Below are 21,145 nucleotides of genomic sequence, written 5' to 3' on the forward strand. Positions count from 1 at the left end.
GGCCAGACCCAGCCAATGAAAGACACTTTAAAACATCAAGGAATGCGCAATCAGCTAGCAGATGTGTTGATTGCCAAAGGAATACAAGAACAAAAGGTGTTGGATGCCATAAGAGCTATTCCAAGGCACTTGTTTTTGGATAGTGGCTTTGAAGATCATGCATATCAGGATAAGGCGTTCCCAATTGGAGCTGAGCAAACCATTTCACAACCTTACACTGTGGCATTTCAAACAGAACTACTCCAGATAAAGCCAAATGATGCTATTTTGGAAATTGGCACGGGTAGTGGTTATCAAACGGCTGTTTTGTTGCATTTGAAGGCTAAGGTCTTCACCATTGAACGGCAACAGGAATTATTTAAGAAAACGAAACTGTTCTTTGGCAAAATGAACTATAGGCCTAAAAAGGTAATTTTTGGAGACGGTTACAAAGGGTTGCCCGAGGATGCGCCATTTGATGGCATAATAGTGACCGCGGGAGCCCCACATGTACCCAAGGCCCTACTTTCCCAATTAAAGATAGGCGGCAGATTGGTTATCCCAGTTGGTGTGGATAGCCAGGTTATGACCTTATTCCAAAGAAAATCGGAGAAAGCGTTTGAAAAACAGGAATTGGGTTCATTTCGTTTTGTTCCACTACTGGAAAACAGAAACTAGGTCATCCTAGTTGTTGAAGTTCTTTTTTATCCGGGATAAATCCCGCTTGTTGTCCCGGTCCTTTATGGTTTCACGTTTATCATAAAGCTTTTTACCCTTGGCCAAACCTACATTTATCTTTGCCAATCCTCTTTCATTGATAAAAAGATTAAGAGGGATAATCGTTAACCCGGTAGTAGTAACCTCCCGTCTAAGCTTTTTAAGTTCTCTTTTATTCAACAATAATTTGCGAACGGCCTTGGGTTTATGATTGTAATGTCCTCCGTGGCTGTATTCATCTATCTGCATATTGACCACGAAAAGTTCACCACGATCATTGAATTCACAAAAGCTTTGGGACAAGGAAGCCTTGCCTAGCCGAATGGATTTAATTTCCGTTCCGCCAAGAACAATGCCAGCGGTATAGGTATCCAAGATTTCATAATCGAACCTTGCCCGCTTATTTTTTATGTTAATGTTTTGTTGCATCGGCACAAAAATAGAAACTCTTTGTAATGTTGCAGTGCATTTTACGAATATCTATGAAACCTTTCCAAATGAAAAAAGCACTCTTCGGATTGATTCTAGTAGCAATCATCTCATGTAAACAGGAAACGAAACCCAAATTAACGGCACAGGAAATTGTGGATAAGTCCATTGAGGTGAGCGGTGGCAAACTTTATAAGGAAAAAGGAACATCTTTTATGTTTCGCGAAAGGAAATATATTTCAGCGTTATCGAACGGTGGAAAGGTTTTAAAGCGAATTACTTATTTGGATTCCGTAACAATTACAGATGTAAAGACCAATGCTGGGTTAACACACTACTTTAATGATACTATAGTGGAATTGCCCGATTCCATTGCTTTTAAGTATGCAAATTCCGTGAATTCAGTGCATTACTTTGCACGTTTGCCATATGGTTTGAACGATAAGGCCGTGAACAAAGAATTTTTGGGCGAGGAAGTTATAAAAGGTGAATCATTTTACAAGCTTAAAGTTTCATTTCAACAAGAAGGTGGAGGAAAAGATTTTGATGATACGTATTTGTATTGGTTTGATAAGCAAACATTTAAGCCAAGGTATTTAGCGTATGACTATCACACTGATGGGGGCGGACAACGTTTTAGGGAAGCATACAACGAGCGCTATGTTGGCGATATCCGATTCGTAGATTATAACAACTTTAAACCAAAAGATAAGTCCTCCAATCTTATGGATATTGGCAAACTGTTTGAAGAAGGTAAATTGGATTTGTTATCCAAAATAGAGTTGACTGATATTGCAGTGGAATAAACTTAATCCATCTGTAAACGTATATCGGTAGCTTCGCCGTCTATAATGCGGACAATGAAAAGACTGCTGTTGTCCGAATCATCTATATGCTCGTATTTTTCAAAACCAAGCATATTATTTACGAATTCCGGGGTTGTATTACTATGTCCTACCACAAGCACATTTTGGCCCTCATTTTCTGCTTTAAAGGCTTCAATATCCACATTTGAAGGGTCGTAATATTGAATGGTGATGTTCTTTTTTACTGATGTAGGAGCCGCTGTCATGGAAGTTCGTTCGTAGTTGGTGGAATAAATGGCATCCATTTGGATTGGATCAAAAACTTCTGCCCATTTGATGGCTCTTCCCAAACCGTCCTGGTTTAGTTCAGGGTCTCTATTTTCTGGATTCGTTCTATCTTTCTCTGCATGCCTAATAAAATAGAACGTGGAAATAACTGGGTCTTTTTTAATTTCCATATCTTTATTTGAGTCGTTGCAGCTAATTACCATTAATGTGGTAATGGTTAGGACAAAAAATAGTTTGGTGATTCGCATAATTACTGATCTAGAGTTCCCTTTATTTTACGTTTGTTGCATTTAAAAGTAACGTTTAAATTTCATTTTATCGTATGCTCCGAAATCTGGTTTGGCTGTCCATGTTATTGTTGACAACGGTGTTAAGGTCTCAGGAACTAGCGTTGCCTGCTGATTTACGACAGCATAATTTGACCCAGTTTAATGCAAGTCTGGTCAATCCAACCTATGCACTGGACTGGAATATGCCAAATGCTATCGCTTTATGGAGTCGCTGGCAATGGCAGACGGTAGACGGGGATCCAACAACCATTTTATTGAATTACACCCAACAGATAAATTCTGATGCCGCGGCGGGCGTTGGTTTTTTGCAACATAACACGGGAACATTTCTTAATACTGGACTTAACTTAAATTATGTGCATTCATTTTCACTGGAAAATAATATTAGTTTTTATGTTGGGGCCAATGTTTATGGATTTCAACAAAAACTCGCAGACGATAGGTTTATGCCCAATCCAGACATAGATCTGCCTGAATTGGAGATATCAGAAAGTTTTATTCTATTGTTTTCGCCGGCAATTCGTTTACAGGTTAACCAATTTAATTTAGGGCTTATGGTGGAAAATGCCCTCGATGTCAATTTTTCGGATAGTGAGGGTGGAAGCGGGGATTCTGGAACTGTAGTCACCGGGACAATTAGCAATGATTTTCCCGTTGGGTTGTTCAACGGCTTTATACGCCCAATAGTTTATGTAAAGTCCATTCCTAATGCCGATACACAATTTGGGCTAAACGGACTTTTATCAACTTCCAAGTTTTGGGTTCAAGGCGGATATAACAGTTTTTATGGCGCATCTGGTGGTGCAGGTGTGACTTTTGCCAAGCAATTTTCAGTAGGTGCACTCGTCGAATTTGGTCTGGATGATCAGCTTCAAGACGAGAAATCTACCATAGAATTGGTGATGGCCTATCACATCGGAAAAACTGATACCGATAAAAGTGATTTAGAGCAGGAGTTGAATGCTGCGGAAGAAGAGGCCTTGGAACGTCTGGAGAAAGAAGAAGAACAGAAGCAACTTGAAGCGCAGCAAAAGCGCGAAGCAGCTAAAAAACAGCAGGAAGAAGAGTTGAAATTGGCCGAGGAACGTGAGCGTGAAACGGCACTTCAAAAACAAAAAGATTCCATAGCGGCAGCGGCACTTGCTGAAGAGCAAAGAATAGCCCAAGCAAGACAACGTCGCCAAGATTCTTTGTCCAATGCAGAACGGATACAGCAGGAAAAAATCGAACGGGAAGTGGCAAAGGCTGCAAACCAACGTAGACTGGATTCCATTGCAGAAGTCCAAAAAGAACAGCAATTGCTGGAAGAACAGCGAATTCGAGATAGTATTGCACAGGTACAGCAAGAAAAAGTAGAAGTCAGACCCAATGAAAAATATGAGGAAGTGGCAACTGCCGATGGTCTTGAACCAGGATTTTATCTGATTGCCAATGTTTTCGGAACCAAGAAGTATTTTGATAGCTTCATGCAAGAATTGCAACAAAAAGGATTGAATCCAAAATCATTCTTTAGGTCACTTAACAAATACAACTATGTTTATTTAGCGCGTTACAACTCTATGCAGGAGGCCAGACAGGCAAGGGACAGCAAATTCAACGGGAAATACGATGGCAAAACCTGGATTTTTAGAGTAAGGGCCGAATAACCCCTTATCTTGTCGACTCTTTATTGTTTTGGCCAAATGGCCTGTTTTCTTTTTTTCTTTAATTGGAGTTTTCGTAATGGCAGTTCATAGATGTTTTCAATACGTATCTCATTTTGAATAATCGTCCTTGAGAAAAGAAATCTTTTGGTTTTTAGTGCTATCGTGGGACAAAATTCACTTGCTTTTGTATTAATGAAATCACCTAGATTTTGTGGTGTACTCCAGAAATCATCTTTATTTTTAAAACTTATATAGAGGTCAGTATTACCGTAGCCTCCATCGCGGTTGGAGATAAATATCAAAAAATCTTCATTTGCGGATATATAAGGATTTGAATCACTAAACTTCGTGTTTATCCCACCTTTGAGGACTTCAGCTTTGCTGTAACCTTCATTAGACCATTTGCTAACATAAATGTCGTTGCTTTCATTTCTACGCGTAAAATAGATATTCCCATTTAACGCCATGGTCGCATAAAATTCATGCTTTGCAGTATTAATGGTTTTCGGAAGTAGTTTAGGTTTCGTCCAACTTTCCGCTGTTTTAGTGAGCATGTAAACATCGTATCCTCTTTCTTCTGTTAGTAGACTGTCGAACAAAATGTGTTTGCCATTAGGAGAAAAAGTGGGGTCGATTTGGTTTACATTAGTGTTCGCGAAAAATGCCTTTTGTGCTTTTTTCCATTTTCCATTGATACGCCGTGATTCAAAAAGATGCAAAGAATCCCGTCCTCCATAGGCTTTTACAAATAACAGTTGATTGCCTTCAGGAGCTATGCTGATACCGAAGGATCGGTTGTCAGAAATATGTTGTGGCTCAAAGATTTTTATTTGCGCATGCAGCTGTGAACCAGTTAACAAGTAGGCTAAGAATAGGATACGGAACATATTGATGATATTTAATCGATTTGTCTTATTCTTACGGCATTGGGTTGCTTTAAACCAGCTGCACCTGCGGTAACAAAATCTTTGATGAATACTCCGTTGGCGCCGTACATTTTGATTTCAGAAGTGCCGCCGCTGCCTATTAAGATGTCCCCGTTTGGGAAAAAGTCCACACCTTCTGGTTGATTCAAACCACTTGCAACAAAATCGGTAACATATTCACCTGCGGCATTGAATTGTACGACTTTGTTTCCAGACCAATCGTTAACAAATAGATTGTTCTTTTCATCAAACCAAATATCTGTAGGACCCGCCAGACCTGCACTGATAAATAAACCTAGATCATTGCCTTCCGGGTCAAATTTTCGAACAGTTTTATCTCCAAAAGATGAAACATAAAGATTGCCGCTGGAATCCCATGCCAGACCAATACTTCTGGAAATGGCTACATCCGTAAACTCGTCCACAAATGTTCCATCCAATTGATAGCGAAGTACAAATCCGTTTCCTGCCCATTGTAGAACGTACAATAGATTGTCAGCACCTATTTTCATACGGGTTGGACCACCAATTCCTGATGCGAAATTTCCTGTTGGTGCACCTGTGCTGGCATTGTATTTAGTGATTTCTCCGGAGTTAAGGTTGGAAATGAGTACTTCTTCATCAGTTTCCATAAAGAGGATATCCTGAGGCCAAGCTAAATTTTCGTCGATAAATACAGTCCCGTTTTGGCCATTTTCATCATAGCGCAGTATTTGCCATGGGCCCGTATTGAAACTTGCTGCATCGCTGACATATACAAAGGTGCCTGATTGTGAACTTGAGTTTATTATTGTAATTGCATAGGTGGAGGAAACGCCACCGGAGCTGGCTGTGATGGTAGAATTACCAGTGTTTTTCCCAGTTACAACACCGCTGTTGGTTACCGTCGCGTTGCTATTATTGGATGACCAACTAATACTTCCGGCTATGGGAATAGTAGCCCCAAATTGGTCTTTACCGGTCACATTCAATGTGGTCGAATTGGTTCCTGATAAATCGAGTTGATTTCCATTGGAAGAAGTTATTTGTAAACTTGTTAATGCCGGAGTTGGGGCCGGGGTATCATCACTAGATCCATCACTGGATCCACAGGAGAAAATCAAAGCGAAAAGGAGATAAGTAATAACTTTTTTTGATTGAATAATTGAGGGTGCATTCATATTGATCGTTTAAAAGGTTATATAAATGGCACAAATAGCATAGCTAATCTTGCCGAAACAAATGAATACATTCTGTATGCGAAAAAGATTTGCCCTTATAAAGGTTTACAAAATAAAACGGTAGAAAATCGAACGAATACGTCCTATGCAGATTCCTTATCGGCTTGCTGCATAAACTGTTTGGGGGTCAAACCGGTATTTTTTTTGAAAGCAGCATAAAAGGAAGCTCTATTGTTGAAGCCTGAAGCGAACATGACATCGGTAACAGTCATGTCTTTTTCGGTTTTGAGCATTTCCTTGGCTTCTTTGATCCGGTATTGGTTAACGAAATTGAAGAAATTGGCATCAAAATGCTCATTGATTACCTGTGAACAATGATGCCTGGATATATCGAGTTCCTCAGCAAGATCATCCAATCTGAAATCATGATTTAGATAAGGTTTCTCCTGATTCATATAAACTTCAAGTTTATCCCTTAATTCCTTCGAAAAAGCTGTGGTCAGCCCTGTATTTTTATATTTCATTAAAGGAATCACCTTTTTAATGGGAAGTCCATCAAAAACCTCAGGTTGCACAAAACCAAAGTAAGCAAGGGTGGAAATGAAAAATACCATCGCACCTCCAATAAAATAATCATGTTCCGTAGTGAGTACTCCAATTCCGCTTAATACAAAATAAGTGGTAAACGACAGTACGTAACCCAAATAGGAAAATGAAATCCATTTTAGCCAAGTTTCTCGATTTAGGCTGGATATGCCTTTCACCAATTGCCAAAAGATCAAACCGAAATAGAGGAACATCAAACCAATGATGAGTTTGTTCTGGTGTTGGGAAAAGTAATGGATATAGAAAACGATTCTACGATTATTGAACAACTCCAGTTTCACTTCCGGGTTCATGAAGTAGATTTTGGAATAGTTCAACAGTAGTAATGAAAAAGGAAGTAAATGGATGATGTCCAGCCATTTAAACTGTGTTTTAAATACCACTCTTCTGATATAAAAGAACAGAATTGGCCCATAAAGAACCCATACCAGAATATTAGTGAAGAGAATGATAACACATTTGGGAGTGAACAGTTTTCCAGACCAATAGAGGACATTGTAAAAAACGTTATAACCAAAAAGCAGTACGTAAAAACCTAGTAATCGATTCGCAACTTTATCACCTCTTTTCTTCAAGAATAGCAAAACTGCTAGCACAAATGCCAAAAAAGAAAAAAGCGAAAAGAGATACTCGTAGGTATTCATGGAACTGCAAATAAGCGAATCAAATCATTAGTTTAATGGTATTGAGTGCTAAGAACTGTTGAAAACTGTCCAACAGTAAAACTACAACGGTATTGATTCTTAAGGTTTTCGTATCTCTTGTTTCACCAAATGATCCAAATAGGCTATGGTGTTGACAAGGTATTTTCGGTCACGTGTCATTGTGGACATGGCTATGGAGCCTTGCAACATGGTAAACAGCTGCTTTGCAAATTGGAGTGGGGGAACCGGTAAGTGAATCTCCCTATTTTTAAACCCGTTTTCCAAAACCAAAGCTATCTTACCTTCAATTTCCTTGACTGTTTCTTTTACGGCAGCGGCTAATAGGTCGTTGTTGTTCTGAGCATCAACACCAACATTTAGGATAGGACAACCCCCCATTGGTAAAGTAAAGACGTCATACTGTTTATAGAATCGTAGTAAAGAATCCAGCTTTGCCATGGCACCACCCTCAACATTCAGCTTATCATCCAAAATGGACAGCAAATGGTTTCGATTGTATTCAAATGCTGACATGGCCAACGACTCCTTATTTTCAAAATTCCCGTAAATCGCGCCTTTGGTAAGTCCTGTTGCCTCCGTCAAATCACTCATGCTCGTTCCCACATATCCATATTTGTTGAAGATGGGGGCAACGGTCTCAATAATGTAAGCTGTGGTCCGTTCGGCTTTGGTAGACATTTTTTGGGTTCAGTTGGTAGTAGCTAATATATAAAAATATACTGTTGGGTATCAACACCCTGCATTTTTTAACATCACTGCCAGGCACGGTATAAAAACTGGATGAAATTAGCATGCATGATATTCTCAACATCCTCTGATTTATAGCCTCTAGCAGTTAACAGCTCTGGTAGCAACTGTAGATCGGCAATAGTGTCCAAGTCATAAGGTGATTGCTCTTTACCAAATGCGCCGTCCAAATCAGTCCCTAAACCAACATGTTTGGAGTTGCCTGCAAGTTGGCAAATATGGTCAATGTTATCCACCATCTTCTCCAAGGAAACACCCATATCTTTTGGATTTGATTGCCCGCGAACCCAATTGGGAACCATCATCCACGCATCCAATGGCATTCCTATTACTGCGCCTTTTTCAATAAGGGCCATTAGTTGCTGGTCGTTAAATTGTCGGTTATGATTGACCAAGGAACGGCAATTGCTGTGACTTGCCCAAATAGGTCCGTCAAATGCATTCATTGCCTCCCAAAAACTTTGGTCGCATAAATGGGTGGCGTCCAGGATTATATTTAAGGACTGCATTTTTTTAAGTAGTGCTTTTCCCTTATCCCCAATTCCACCCATAGCATCTGTACCAAATGCATAAACACCGGGGCCATAGTGTGCTGGTCCTATTGCTCGCAACCCATTTTCATAAGCAATATCCAAATAATCGATATCCACAATAGAGTCTGCACCTTCGAGACTTAATACAAAGCCTATGGGCTTATTATCAGCATTGGAATCCCATAATTCCAAATGGGTTTTTAGCTCATTGACATTCGTGATTTGTGCCATTTGCCCTTCCTTTACCATAGTTTGATACCATGCTAACTGTCCTTGGGTTTGTGCCCATGCTTGCTGTTGGGAGTTCCATCCCGGCAACTGATTGTTGCGGTACGAATATCTTGCAATTTGAGTTGCCACGCAGAGTCCAATATTTCCTTTTCGCATGGCATCCAAGGAAACCGTATTTTTTCCTCGATCTGGTTTGTCTTTCATGCCGCGTTCCATATTGCGTATTTCAGATACCGGCAATCGAAGATCTCTATTCCACTCCAAAGCATTCATGGAGAGGTCCAAATGAGCGTCAAAAATGAACATTGATTTTGGGGTAAGGGCTTATTTATTTTTTTAGCTGAAACATAGCTTCAATTTCCACCGGTATGCCTTCTGGTAGCATCATTCCAACGGCACTGCGGACTCCAATACCTTTTTCTTTTCCGAAAACATCAGCCATCAATTCGCTAAATCCATTGATAACATAAGGTTGTTTACCAAATTCAGGAGTGCAATTGACCATACCAAGAACCTTTACTACACGTTTAATTCGGTCTAGACTGCCAAAATGCGTTGTAATGGTTGCCAGCATGGTCAAGCCCACTTGGCGGGCCGCCAATTTTGCTTGATCTTTATCCAAATCGTCACCAGCTCTTCCAATCATTAAGGTGCCATCTGTGTTCATTGGTCCCTGACCTGAAACATATAGAAAATCATCAACTACTAAAACCGGTTTATAAACACCGGCTGGTGGTGGTGCAGGTGGTAAAACCACACCAAGTTCTTTTAATCTTTCTGAAGGAGTATTTGCCATTTTTTTAAATAATTGTGTTTAAAACCAAAACACCCAACAAGCCCATAATTCCGACTAGGGTTTCCATTACGGTCCAGGTGGAAAGTGTTTCTTTTACAGTTAGGTTGAAATATTCTTTGAACATCCAAAATCCAGTATCGTTGACATGTGATAGCATCAAACTACCTGAACCAATGGCAAGAACCATCAGTTCCGCACTTACTCCAGTACTTGCAGTGAGCGGCAATACAATTCCTGCAGCCGTAAGTCCAGCTACCGTAGCAGAGCCCACACTAACCCGAATAGCCGTGGCAATTAACCAAGCCAATATCAAAGGTGAAATACTGGAACCTTCCAAACTGGATGCTATATATTCACTTACTTTACTGTCAATCAATACTTCTTTAAGCGCGCCTGCGCCGGCTATGATCAGTAGGATCATGGTAATGGTGGAAACGGAGGTGGAAATGGATTGCATGACCGTTTTCATATCCTTACCTCTTGAAATACCTAAAGAATAGATGGCAACCAAAACTGAAATCAAAAGCGCTATAACAGGATTTCCCAAAAATATCAATATTTCCTGAAGGAGGCCTTCAGAAAGTAAGTTTTCACCTGCTATTCCAATTCCTATTAAAATAATTGGTAATAGTGCTGTCAAAATGCTTAATGCAGTGGATGGCAATTCTTCTTCCGGAATCAAGACTGGGTTGTAAAATTCCTTTAAGGGTTTAGCTTCCACATTTTTAATCGTCCGGGCAAATAATGGTCCAGCGACCAGTATTGCAGGTATTGCAATTACAATTCCATACATCAGTGTTTTGCCAATATCCGCATTGAACATTGCCGCAATAGCTGTTGGAGCAGGATGGGGTGGAAGATAGCCATGGGTGACGGACAACGAAGTCAACATGGGCAGTCCCACATAGAGCAGGGGCAAACCTGTGGATATGGCAATAGTGAAAACCAAAGGAATAAGGATCACAAATCCTACGGAGTAAAACATAGGAATACCTACAATGAATCCCGTAACTACCATGGCCCATTGCACGTTTTTAACCCCAAAGGCATCGACCATTCTCGTGGTGATGCGTTGTGCGGCACCACTATCCGCAACGAGCTTACCAAGCATTGCGCCGAGTCCAAGAATCAACACCAAGAAACCTAGGGTGTTTCCTATGCCACGCTGAATGGATTTCACAATATCCGGTAAGTGCATACCTTGAAAAATACCGACAAACAGGCAAACAATTATGAAGGCCAAAAAGGCATTCAATTTAACTCTGGCAATTAGTACGAAAAGCAGTAGAATGCCTAGAACGGCGATAATGATTGGCATAGGTGGTTGAGTAAAACCCCTAAAATAAAGATTTGTATGGACTTTGAAGATTTCATTTACCTGAAATTTTGTGCCATATAAAACGCAACAAAGAAAAACCCCCTATCTCGTCCGAAACAGGGGGTGAAATTTGATGTATTGCAATTTACTCTACCAGTTCATTTTGGTTTCTAAAAACCAAGGAGTCATCAAACGAATCCAAAAGAATGATGCTTTCTACTTTGATTTTGCCTGCAAGCAGTTCTTTTGACAAGTTGTTGAGCACTTCTTTTTGCATGAGGCGTTTTACAGGTCTTGCACCAAATTGTGGATCATATCCTTTGCCCGCCAAATATGCAATTGCTTCTTCCGTAGCATCCAATGTAATATGCTGTTTGGCCACCATTTTTTTCAATTGCTCTAACTGCAAGCGAACAATTTCCTTGATGTTCGATTTGCTCAGCGGCGTAAACATGATAATGTCGTCTATGCGGTTTAAGAACTCTGGTCTTATGGTCTTTCGTAGGAGACCCATTACCTCAGTTCTGGCGGCTTCTGCCGCTTGCTCCAAATTGTTGGCATCTTCAAACTTTTCCTGAATAATTGGACTACCCATATTACTGGTCATGATGATGATTGCATTTTTAAAATCAGCAACGCGACCCTTATTATCTGTTAATCTACCTTCATCCAGCACCTGCAAAAGAATATTGAAAGTATCCGGATGGGCTTTTTCTATTTCATCCAAAAGGACAACAGAATACGGTTTTCTACGTACAGCTTCCGTTAATTGCCCACCTTCATCATATCCAACATAACCGGGAGGTGCACCAACAAGTCTACTTACGGCATGACGTTCCTGATATTCACTCATATCGATTCTTGTCATAGCGTTTTCGTCATCAAATAGGAAGGCCGCTAAGGTTTTGGCCAATTCTGTCTTACCTACGCCGGTACTTCCTAAGAATAGGAATGAACCAATAGGCTTTTTTTCGTCCTGCAGACCGGCCCTACTTCTTCGGATGGCATCAGATACTGCGGTAATCGCTTCTTCCTGACCTACTACGCGCTTGTGCAGAACCTCCTCCAATTTCAGTAGTTTCTCACGCTCGCTTTGAAGCATTTTGGTAACAGGAATACCTGTCCATTTTGCTACAACTTCAGCAATATCCTCATTGGTGACTTCTTCCTTGATCAAAGTGCCAGCGGATTGTTGGGCAGCAAGTTCGTCCTGAAGTTTTTCCAATCGTTCCTGGGCTTCTTTGATTTTACCGTAGCGCAATTCCGCTACCTGTCCGTAATCTCCATTTCGTTCGGCTCGTTCAGCTTCCAATTTGAAATTTTCAATATCCTGTTTTGTTTTTTGGATATTGTCCACCACAGTTTTTTCACTTTCCCATTGCGCAAAAATCTCGTTTCGTTCTTCCTTTAAATTGGCCAACTCAAGATTTAAGGTTTGAAGCTTTGCTTTGTCATTTTCGCGTTTTATCGCCTCAATCTCAATTTCCAACTGCATGATTTTACGGTCCAAAACATCCAATTCCTCTGGTTTTGAATTGATTTCCATCCGTAATTTCGAAGCAGCTTCGTCCATTAGGTCAATAGCTTTATCTGGTAAAAAACGGTTGGTGATATACCGTTGTGAAAGCTCTACAGCTGAGATCACTGCTTCATCCTTGATTCTCACCTTGTGGTGGGTCTCATATTTTTCCTTGATTCCGCGAAGGATGGAAATTGCACTTTCAGTATCGGGTTCGTCAATGACCACTTTCTGAAATCTTCGTTCCAAGGCCTTGTCCTTTTCAAAGTACTTTTGGTATTCATCCAAAGTAGTAGCCCCAATGGCTCTAAGTTCTCCTCTTGCCAAAGCAGGTTTTAGAATGTTTGCAGCATCCATAGCACCTTGACCTCCGCCTGCACCAACCAAGGTGTGGATTTCATCAATGAACAGGACAATGTTTCCGTCGGATGAGGTTACCTCTTTAATTACGGCTTTTAACCTTTCCTCAAATTCACCTTTGAATTTGGCTCCGGCAATTAGAGCTCCCATGTCCAAGGAATAAATGCTTTTGTCTTTAAGGTTTTCAGGGATATCCCCTTGCACAATTCGATGGGCAAGTCCTTCGGCGATTGCGGTCTTACCTACACCCGGTTCTCCAACCAACATGGGATTGTTTTTTGTTCGCCTCGATAGAATCTGAAGCACACGCCGAATTTCCTCATCCCTTCCGATTACGGGATCAAGCTTACCGCTATCTGCCAATTGGTTCAAGTTTTTGGCATATTTCTCCAATGAATTATAGGTGTCTTCGGCACTTTGCGAAGTTACTTTTCCACCTTTCCGCAATTCATTTATGGCTGCTTTAAAGTCTTTTTCGTTTACGCCTTGATCTTTGAGAATTTGCGCAATCTTACTTTTGGATTTGAAGATGGCAAGTAGCAAATGCTCAATCGACACAAATTCATCACCCATGGTTTTAGCAATACTATTCGCTTCATTCAACGATTTTCCTGCTTCCCTGGAAAGCATTATTTCACCGCCATCTACTTTGGAAAAACTTTCCAGCTCCTTTTCCAAAATCTGGCTCAACAATGCCGTATTGACGTTCAGTTTCTTTAATATGAATGGGAGCACATTTTCATCGACAGAACTAATTGCCTTGAAAAGATGTTCATTTTCTATTTGCTGATGCCCCATGGTATGTGCAAGTTGCTGTGCTTGCTGTAGGGCTTCTTGTGATTTTATAGTGAAGTTGTTGAAATTCATATTCAATTGTTTTTGTCTTAATTGGTCAACAACCTTACCAGATAGGTTTACGCGTCAAAATGTCGCAAAACGCCTGAAAACACAAGACATTTCGTCAGTTTGTAAGCTTTTTGTACAAGCACGACATAACATATAAATTTGCAGCATGGGATTATTCGGAAACGTATTCGGGAAAAAAGAAAGTGGAGAAAAAAAAGAATCCAAAATACCGTGGGTAGCTTTGGAATCTGTTGATCAGTTGAATCAAATTGAGAAGGATTCAAGTGAACGCACCCAAGTCATTTTCAAACATTCCACAACCTGTGGAATCAGCCGAATGGTTTTGAATATGTTTACTGGAAGTTATGTGCTTGGGGATTCAATCGATATTTATTTTTTGGATTTACATGCCCATAGGGCAGTTTCCAATGCGGTGGAATCGAAGTTTTTGGTACGTCATCAATCCCCACAATTATTGATTTTGAAAAACGGGGAGGTTACCTTCCATACCTCACACGGGGCAATTGCCGATTTGGAATTGGCACAACTCGTTTAAAAAGATAAAATAGAAAAGTGCAGTTGGGATTGGCAAGGAATGGGTGCCAAATCCGAATCAACTGCACTTTTTTTATGGTGTAAATCCTAGTCGTTAAAGTGGTTTTGTACCACCATTTGATTTTGCGAGATAATGGATTTCAATCGTAACTTGAGATCTTCTCCTGCATCATAGACCATTTGCTCATTGGTTGGGAAAGGCACGGCCCTAACATCCAACAATGGAATTAAATCCGTATCCAAAGCTCTTCTATCCCCTTTATAATTGGCATAAATATGTTCAAATACAAACTCAGTAGCCAAAGGGTAGGAGTTGATTTCCTGTCCATTGGATAAATCGGTATAGCTCACTTTTGCAGCAATCTGAGCTGCTTTGAACTGGGTAAACTGATAAAAGTTACATCTAACGGTTCTCAATTTATCTACTTGGATTTTATTACCAAGGCTGTCTTTGACCACATTACCCTCGTTATCCAACAAATATTCAAATCCATCTTTGATCTGTTTTTCCTTTATGATCTGCTTTTCCCGCACTTGCTCTGGAGATATATTGATCTCCCTGAAATTTACATTCAAAGCATAATCATAGGTAATATCATTTAGCGGATTGGTATGGAATTCAGTCCAGAAATTGTTTATACCATATGCATTGAAATCCAACAATTCTTCTTCCAGACGCTCCGGAATGATCTGTTCGGTTTCATTTCCAATTTCTACACGAACATATTCAAGCCCCTTTGTGTACGCCTCATTCATTTTGGCAACAGTCTCTTTATATCCAGGATTGATTTCCTGTAAATATTTCAGCTCGTCATAAGCAGCTCTATAATCCAGTTTTTGTTGTGCTTCGGTCAAAAGACTGTTTGCATTGCTGTACAAATAACCGGAAAGCTTGTTTTTGGTGACCAATATCTGTGTATCGTAATTCTGGAAATCAAATCGAGCATCTCTACCTTCCTCATAAATTGCCAAAGGCATCAATGGTCGGATTCGCTGCTGTATTTCCTTCAATTGTAGATACTTGTTATAGACCACTTCAAAGTTTGCAGGGTTCCCGTCTTGTAGCAAAAAGGCAATTTGCTCTTGCTCCCGCTGGGTATTTTTCGCAAAGGCATCTTCTAGCATCAGCACATAGGCCTGATGTCCTTTTTTCGTCTTGTTTTCTGCAAGGTTTTTGATTGCTTTGTTCATTGCGGATCTATAATTTCCACTGTTCAAAGCTTCCTGGGTTTTCTTAACTCCGCCACAGGCAGAAAGTAAGACCACTATTCCAATGAGTAAAGTTTTTTTCATGGCTTTTGATTTTATTGGTTATTGAAGTGTTTTCAACTGCCGTGCCAAAAACCTTCTTTTTATTAACGAAAAAGGTCGAATGGTAGTATAATATCGATGAAATGCATTTTTTTGGGCATTTTTTCCTTCTGCGAATTGCTGTTAACTGCTGTTTGATAAGTTTGATTTTTGACACATTTTTTTTGTGCTTCGTTAGCTTTTCTATTCGTAATTTTAGCACTTCTTAATTTGAACTGAAATGCAAAGAGACCACCGAATTTTTGATCTGATTGAAGACGAAAAACAAAGACAATTGGAAGGCTTGGAACTGATTGCTTCCGAGAATTTTGTAAGCCCACAGGTAATGGAAGCTGCTGGGTCTGTATTGACCAACAAGTATGCTGAAGGATATCCAGGTAAGCGCTATTATGGCGGTTGTGAGGTGGTTGATCAGGTGGAGCAATTGGCCATTGATCGTGCCAAGGAATTGTTTGGTGCAGTCTATGCCAACGTTCAACCGCATTCAGGCTCTCAGGCAAACGCCTCAGTGTATCACGCCTGTCTGCAACCAGGGGATACTATTCTTGGGTTTGACTTGTCCCATGGGGGACATTTGACCCACGGTTCTCCGGTTAACTTTTCTGGTAAACTTTACAATCCAGTTTTTTATGGGGTTGAGGAGGAAACTGGAATGCTCAACTATGATAAAATCCAAGCGATAGCCGATAAGGAAAAACCAAAAATGATCATCGCAGGGGCATCTGCCTATTCGCGAGACATGGATTTTGAGAAGTTCCGGGAAATTGCAGATAGTGTGGACGCCTTGCTTTTAGCTGATATATCCCACCCAGCGGGGTTAATTGCAAAGGGAATCATGAATGATCCAATTCCACATTGCCATATTGTAACCACTACTACACATAAAACTCTTCGCGGCCCAAGAGGTGGATTGATTTTGATGGGTGAGAATTTTGAAAATCCATGGGGTATCCGACTGAAAAATGGAAATCTCAGAAAAATGTCAGGCCTGTTGGACTTGGCTGTATTCCCAGGTAACCAAGGTGGTCCTTTGGAACACACCATTGCCGCCAAAGCTGTAGCCTTTGGTGAAGCACTTAGTGATGACTTTTTACATTACATCATCCAGGTGAAGAAAAATGCGGAAGCCATGGCAAAAGCCTTTGTAAGCAGAGATTACAAAGTAATTTCAGGAGGTACGGACAATCACATGATGCTTATTGATTTACGCAATAAGAACATTACCGGGAAAGATGCGGAAAAAGCACTGGAGAATGCGGCAATAACGGCAAACAAGAACATGGTTCCTTTTGACGACCAGTCGCCTTTCATTACTTCCGGAATCCGTTTTGGAACTTCGGCAATTACCACAAGAGGGCTTAAGGAAGCCGATATGGAAACCATTGTTGGTTATATCGACGAAGTGTTGATGAATCCAGAAGACGAAAAAAGTACGGCTGCAATCAAACAAAAGGTGAGTGAACTTATGGGTTCACGTCCTTTGTTCAGCGCATAGGTATTTTTTTGGAAGTTCCGGGTTCAAATCCCTTTGCGTTGCTAATCCAAAAGGAAGAAATCTTCCTTGCTCATGGATTTTGATTCCAAAGAATAAATCATCGCATCTTGCTGTGGCCCCTCGTCGAAATAGAGTCCCCAATGATCAAAATAGTTGGGGGCATCAGCTTCAGACCCCATGGCATTGGATGGAGATTCCTCGTAAACAGACACAAAAATCTCGTACGGCATTTCCGTAAGACCTTTTGTGATGTACACAAAGTGTTCACTGGTACTATTGATAATGGCACCTAGTTGGTCTGGAACGCTGTAGTCAAATATCCTGCTTACAATAATGGAGGTGTCCTTAAAGTGAAGGGATAACTCGGCAATATCAATATTACCTCCATTCTTTTCACTCAATTCTCCAAATGCAGTATCAAATGAGGATTTCCCTTTGTCATTACATGCAAGTCCACCCCAGTCCATGGTATTGAAATAGTGCAGACCCTCGGTAAGCCCAAAATTGCATGAAATGTCGAGGATTAAGTCGGTTCTTTCTTTTTCTGTGTCGTATTGACACGTAATTGTAACTTCTGCAAAGAAATCCTTTTCTAGGATTCTCGAGAATTCATCTAGTCCTTCTGCTGTTACAAATGACCTTATACCAGCAAGGGGGAATATGATGTTGGATCGTTTTTGGTATGGCATTTCGTTTCTTCATCGTGTTCTCTCTCAAAGTTAAAACGAATGTTTCACCTACGATTGCGTGAAATCCTTAAAAATTCTGGGGGTTTTCTCCAATTTCACCCCTTTTTTTAGGTTTTTTGACAAAATGTTAAAATTTCATCTTCGGGAAAATGACAATTGTCAGCTAGATATCGATTAAATGAAACCTCGGTTTTTAGCGGCCAAAATTAGCGCAAGATCATTCTCATTCTCGGTACCGAACAAGGTTTTCATATGCCTTTTTCGATTTTCTATTGAAGAAGGTGACAAACGAATGTGTTTTTCCAAATCCTTGTTTTTGGTTCCTACTGACAAGTGATATAGAATTTTCTTATCCTTTTCATCCAGGTCAATATCGTTGCGGAGTTTTTTACGGATTGCTCCCAACGCCTTAGACGAATAATAAGGCGGATTTAAGGTAACGGTCTTTACTGCATCTTCCAATGTTTTAGGGTCGATGTCGTTTTTGATTAAATAGCCATCCGGGTCTACGGACTTTAAAATGCTATTAATTCTAAAGTTGTCGCTAAACGAAGACATAAAGATAATTTTGGTTTCTGGAACCAAACGTCTGGCTAATTTTCCTAGGTCTTCTCCGGAATGTGGCTGTTCCTCATTGGGCGGAAACAATTGTACATCCAAGAACAGGATATCATATTTAAAAGAATCAACCGATTCCTCTATCATTCGTTTTCCCAATTCATAAGAATTGGCGGTATCAACAATAATGGAATACCCTTCAAAAACTATGCGTTCCAGGATAAATTTATATCCCAGCATGGTCATTTCATGATCGTCTATTGTAAGTATTCTAAGCGTACTCATGTTTTGTTGTTTAAAGATTTAGGCGTTTACAGTTTCTGTTTGCTCTTCTAAATTGATTTTTGGACGAACGTATCTGGCTGGGATTTTCACTAGTACTTCGGTACCTTTTCCTGGTTCACTTACAACTTGAAGGTTGCCCCCAATTTTTTCCGCTCTTGATGCCAGGTTGCGCATTCCAATACCGCCTTTTCCTTTTTTGACTACAAAACCGACACCATCGTCCTGTATGGTCAAATACAGCATACCTTTGTCTAAGGAAAAATTGACCTGCATATGTTTGCATTGTGCATGTTTTACACTGTTTTTCAGTGATTCTTGTACAATGCGATAGGAATTGATCTTGATATCACCTTCCAAGGCATCCCATTCCACGTCATCCTCATAATTAAAAGAACATTTCACTCCTGAGGACTTTTCCGTGGTGTCTACCAGTTCCTTCAGGGAAACGATAAAATTATAAAATTTTTCGTACGAGGAGTTGTTCATTTCATGGGAAATTGTACGAATTAAATCCTCCACTTCCTGTAATCTGGTTAGGTTCTTGGCACGCAGTTCTTCGGCTTCCTCGCTCTTGTCTGCGTTTAAACCACTTAGGAACAATCGTATGCTGAGCATTTCGCTCAAAACACTGTCATGGAGTTCTTCGGATACCCGTTTCTTTTCAGTTTTCTTACCCTCCTCAAATTTGCCTTGTTGTGAAAGCATGAGATTATAGATCTCGTTGTTGGCTTTCTGTTGTTTTTGTTGGAACTTAAGTCTGTTGTTACTTACCCGTTGTGCCAAAATGATGTAAATGGCCACCCCTGCAAAGAGTAGGGCAAGGGCTACCATGGTCCAGATGAATTTGTCCCGGGTCAAGGTTTCATTGCGCGCAATGACCTGATCGGTCTCCAAACGGATACGCGCGAACTTGTCCCGTGTTGTGCGCTCCTCTTCTTTAATGACTTCACTTAGATCATAAAAGGCATCAGAATAAGCGACAGCATTTTCGGTATCAATATGGGTAAGTAAACGGAGTAGTTCTAAATGATGAAAGTTGTTATTGGCGGCTATGGCAATGTCCAGGCCTTCTTTGGCTTGAAGTCTTGCGTTGATCGTATCGCCTTCTGCAGCCAATACTTCGGCATAGTACTGCTTCCCTCTGGCATAATCATCATTGAATACTTCCGATTCCTCAAAACTAATAAGTGCCTTATTCAATAATTCCTTGGGTTCATTTGTATCATTTTTGCCTTTGAAAATGGAATAAGCCAAACTTACCAATGCCATAGGATAAAGTTCTAAATCCGTTTCATTCAAATTATGTTCGGCTATTAATTGTCTATATGCAATCTCCGCATCATAGAATCTAGATGTATCTAATAGAACATGGGCGATATTGTTTTCATTTTGACGATATAGATCACTTTTATCTTTAATATTTAACTTTCTAATGGTTTCGCCTGCTTTGCTATAATATTCCAATGCAGATTCATAATTACCCATGTCACTGGTTATCATGCCCAACAAATTGTTACAATTGTAAATTCTTCTTTGATCCTTCAATTCAATGAACGTTCTCAAAGCTTCAGTGACACTTTGTTCTGCGCCTAGATAATCAATGAAGAAATTTTCAACAGAACCCATGCTGTAAAGAATTCTCGCCTTTAGCGATAACGCAGTGGAATCAGAGGGTAATGAACTGAAGCTTTTATATGCTTTTTGATAGTAGTAATAAGCACTATCCATTACTCCATATGAACGTTGGAAGGCGGCCATATCCCAATAAGATTCCCCTTCAGCTTTATAGAGTTTGCTTTTGATCGCCAATTGCAGCACTTCTGCATTCATATTTCTAAAACCAAGAGAATCATCTAGCCGTTTATAAGCTAAGGAAATTCGGGATAAGTGATCTAGTTTTGTTGTGTCATTGCGTATTTGTAACGTCTGTGTTTTGGCCTCTTCCAAAAAGTGCGTACGCTGTTTGAAACTCAAATGCGCAGAATCCCTGCTGGCATCAATGAGGACATTGATGTTTTCGGCATGCGAATTCGATTCCGGATTGGAGGTTCCAGTACTATCCCCACAGGCCATTAACAATACAAAAAGAAATATGAAGTAACTGTATTTCAAGTGAATGCGAATAAAATATGCGTATAATTGTTTTCTTTTACTACAAGGTAAAAAAAAAGCCCCAAACCCTAAGGGTTATGAGGCTTTTCAATACGTCTAATTTTTGTTATAATTCCCTATCGTCGTTAGCAATAAAAAATAAATCAGAATACCTTTTTGATTTTTGCAATCGAAACTTTTCAGTTTTAATTGAAATGTGATCATCTGCAATCAATTCGGCATCACTACCTGTGTTTTCTTCATTTGTAGATTTATCAGTCGAATAACAACTTAAACAA

The 21,145-nt window shown here is 40.1% G+C and carries 19 protein-coding genes; 5 read left to right on the forward strand and 14 right to left on the reverse strand.

Going from position 1 to position 21,145, the window contains the following annotated elements; genetic code table 11:
* The first annotated feature begins 15 nt into the window (after nt 1-15).
* Complete coding sequence (locus tag M3P19_RS03750; RefSeq protein WP_249656281.1) at nt 16-657, forward strand: protein-L-isoaspartate(D-aspartate) O-methyltransferase; 642 nt, start codon at nt 16-18, stop codon at nt 655-657.
* Between the two features lie 6 nt (nt 658-663).
* Here M3P19_RS03750 and smpB read toward each other — a convergent pair whose 3' ends face one another.
* The gene (gene smpB, locus M3P19_RS03755) at nt 664-1,125 is read right to left on the reverse strand and encodes an SsrA-binding protein SmpB (protein WP_249656282.1); all 462 of its coding nucleotides are present in this window, start codon (nt 1,123-1,125) and stop codon (nt 664-666) included.
* 68 nt (nt 1,126-1,193) lie between these two features.
* Between smpB and M3P19_RS03760 the strand changes: the two genes are divergently transcribed.
* Complete coding sequence (locus M3P19_RS03760) at nt 1,194-1,931, forward strand: DUF6503 family protein (protein WP_249656283.1); 738 nt, start codon at nt 1,194-1,196, stop codon at nt 1,929-1,931.
* 2 nt (nt 1,932-1,933) lie between these two features.
* Here M3P19_RS03760 and M3P19_RS03765 read toward each other — a convergent pair whose 3' ends face one another.
* A complete protein-coding gene (locus M3P19_RS03765) occupies nt 1,934-2,389 on the reverse strand; it encodes a histidine phosphatase family protein (RefSeq protein ID WP_249656284.1) in 456 nt (151 codons plus the stop codon).
* Between the two features lie 152 nt (nt 2,390-2,541).
* Between M3P19_RS03765 and M3P19_RS03770 the strand changes: the two genes are divergently transcribed.
* Nucleotides 2,542-4,155 carry a PorP/SprF family type IX secretion system membrane protein gene (locus tag M3P19_RS03770; protein WP_249656285.1) on the forward strand — a complete coding sequence of 538 codons (1,614 nt, stop codon included), beginning with the start codon at nt 2,542-2,544 and terminating at the stop codon, nt 4,153-4,155.
* Between the two features lie 20 nt (nt 4,156-4,175).
* On the opposite strand, the gene M3P19_RS03775 is transcribed toward M3P19_RS03770, so the two are convergent.
* The 8 genes from M3P19_RS03775 to clpB form a co-directional block, all read right to left on the reverse strand.
* Entirely contained in the window at nt 4,176-5,042 is an 867-nt protein-coding gene (locus tag M3P19_RS03775) for a TolB-like translocation protein (RefSeq protein WP_249656286.1), read from the reverse strand.
* An 11-nt stretch (nt 5,043-5,053) separates the two neighbouring features.
* Nucleotides 5,054-6,241 (reverse strand): Ig-like domain-containing protein, encoded by a 1,188-nt coding sequence (locus M3P19_RS03780; protein WP_249656287.1) that lies wholly within the window; start codon nt 6,239-6,241, stop codon nt 5,054-5,056.
* A gap of 143 nt (nt 6,242-6,384) precedes the next feature.
* Nucleotides 6,385-7,491, reverse strand: a complete 1,107-nt coding sequence (locus M3P19_RS03785; RefSeq protein WP_249656288.1) for a helix-turn-helix domain-containing protein — start codon at nt 7,489-7,491, stop codon at nt 6,385-6,387.
* A gap of 99 nt (nt 7,492-7,590) precedes the next feature.
* On the reverse strand, nt 7,591-8,190 hold the full coding sequence (locus tag M3P19_RS03790) for a TetR/AcrR family transcriptional regulator (protein ID WP_249656289.1): 600 nt from the start codon (nt 8,188-8,190) through the stop codon (nt 7,591-7,593).
* Between the two features lie 74 nt (nt 8,191-8,264).
* Complete coding sequence (locus M3P19_RS03795; RefSeq protein ID WP_249656290.1) at nt 8,265-9,329, reverse strand: dipeptidase; 1,065 nt, start codon at nt 9,327-9,329, stop codon at nt 8,265-8,267.
* A 22-nt stretch (nt 9,330-9,351) separates the two neighbouring features.
* Nucleotides 9,352-9,819 carry a RidA family protein gene (locus M3P19_RS03800; protein ID WP_249656291.1) on the reverse strand — a complete coding sequence of 156 codons (468 nt, stop codon included), beginning with the start codon at nt 9,817-9,819 and terminating at the stop codon, nt 9,352-9,354.
* Nucleotides 9,820-9,823: 4 nt separating this feature from the next.
* Nucleotides 9,824-11,137 carry a gluconate:H+ symporter gene (locus tag M3P19_RS03805; RefSeq protein ID WP_249656292.1) on the reverse strand — a complete coding sequence of 438 codons (1,314 nt, stop codon included), beginning with the start codon at nt 11,135-11,137 and terminating at the stop codon, nt 9,824-9,826.
* A 145-nt stretch (nt 11,138-11,282) separates the two neighbouring features.
* Nucleotides 11,283-13,883, reverse strand: a complete 2,601-nt coding sequence (clpB, locus tag M3P19_RS03810) for an ATP-dependent chaperone ClpB (protein WP_249656293.1) — start codon at nt 13,881-13,883, stop codon at nt 11,283-11,285.
* 145 nt (nt 13,884-14,028) lie between these two features.
* On the opposite strand from clpB, the gene ytxJ reads away from it, so the two are divergent.
* Nucleotides 14,029-14,418, forward strand: a complete 390-nt coding sequence (gene ytxJ, locus M3P19_RS03815) for a bacillithiol system redox-active protein YtxJ (RefSeq protein ID WP_249656294.1) — start codon at nt 14,029-14,031, stop codon at nt 14,416-14,418.
* 86 nt (nt 14,419-14,504) lie between these two features.
* Here ytxJ and M3P19_RS03820 read toward each other — a convergent pair whose 3' ends face one another.
* Nucleotides 14,505-15,710 carry a hypothetical protein gene (locus M3P19_RS03820; RefSeq protein WP_249656295.1) on the reverse strand — a complete coding sequence of 402 codons (1,206 nt, stop codon included), beginning with the start codon at nt 15,708-15,710 and terminating at the stop codon, nt 14,505-14,507.
* A gap of 238 nt (nt 15,711-15,948) precedes the next feature.
* On the opposite strand from M3P19_RS03820, the gene glyA reads away from it, so the two are divergent.
* The gene (glyA, locus tag M3P19_RS03825) at nt 15,949-17,223 is read left to right on the forward strand and encodes a serine hydroxymethyltransferase (RefSeq protein ID WP_249656296.1); all 1,275 of its coding nucleotides are present in this window, start codon (nt 15,949-15,951) and stop codon (nt 17,221-17,223) included.
* Between the two features lie 41 nt (nt 17,224-17,264).
* On the opposite strand, the gene M3P19_RS03830 is transcribed toward glyA, so the two are convergent.
* The 3 genes from M3P19_RS03830 to M3P19_RS03840 form a co-directional block, all read right to left on the reverse strand.
* Nucleotides 17,265-17,912 carry a hypothetical protein gene (locus tag M3P19_RS03830; RefSeq protein ID WP_249656297.1) on the reverse strand — a complete coding sequence of 216 codons (648 nt, stop codon included), beginning with the start codon at nt 17,910-17,912 and terminating at the stop codon, nt 17,265-17,267.
* A 174-nt stretch (nt 17,913-18,086) separates the two neighbouring features.
* Nucleotides 18,087-18,755 (reverse strand): response regulator, encoded by a 669-nt coding sequence (locus M3P19_RS03835; RefSeq protein ID WP_249656298.1) that lies wholly within the window; start codon nt 18,753-18,755, stop codon nt 18,087-18,089.
* Between the two features lie 18 nt (nt 18,756-18,773).
* On the reverse strand, nt 18,774-20,867 hold the full coding sequence (locus M3P19_RS03840; RefSeq protein ID WP_249656299.1) for a tetratricopeptide repeat-containing sensor histidine kinase: 2,094 nt from the start codon (nt 20,865-20,867) through the stop codon (nt 18,774-18,776).
* Between the last annotated feature and the right edge of the window lie 278 nt (nt 20,868-21,145).

Source organism: Flagellimonas spongiicola (assembly GCF_023502425.1).
Classification (GTDB): Bacteria; Bacteroidota; Bacteroidia; order Flavobacteriales; family Flavobacteriaceae; genus Flagellimonas; species Flagellimonas spongiicola.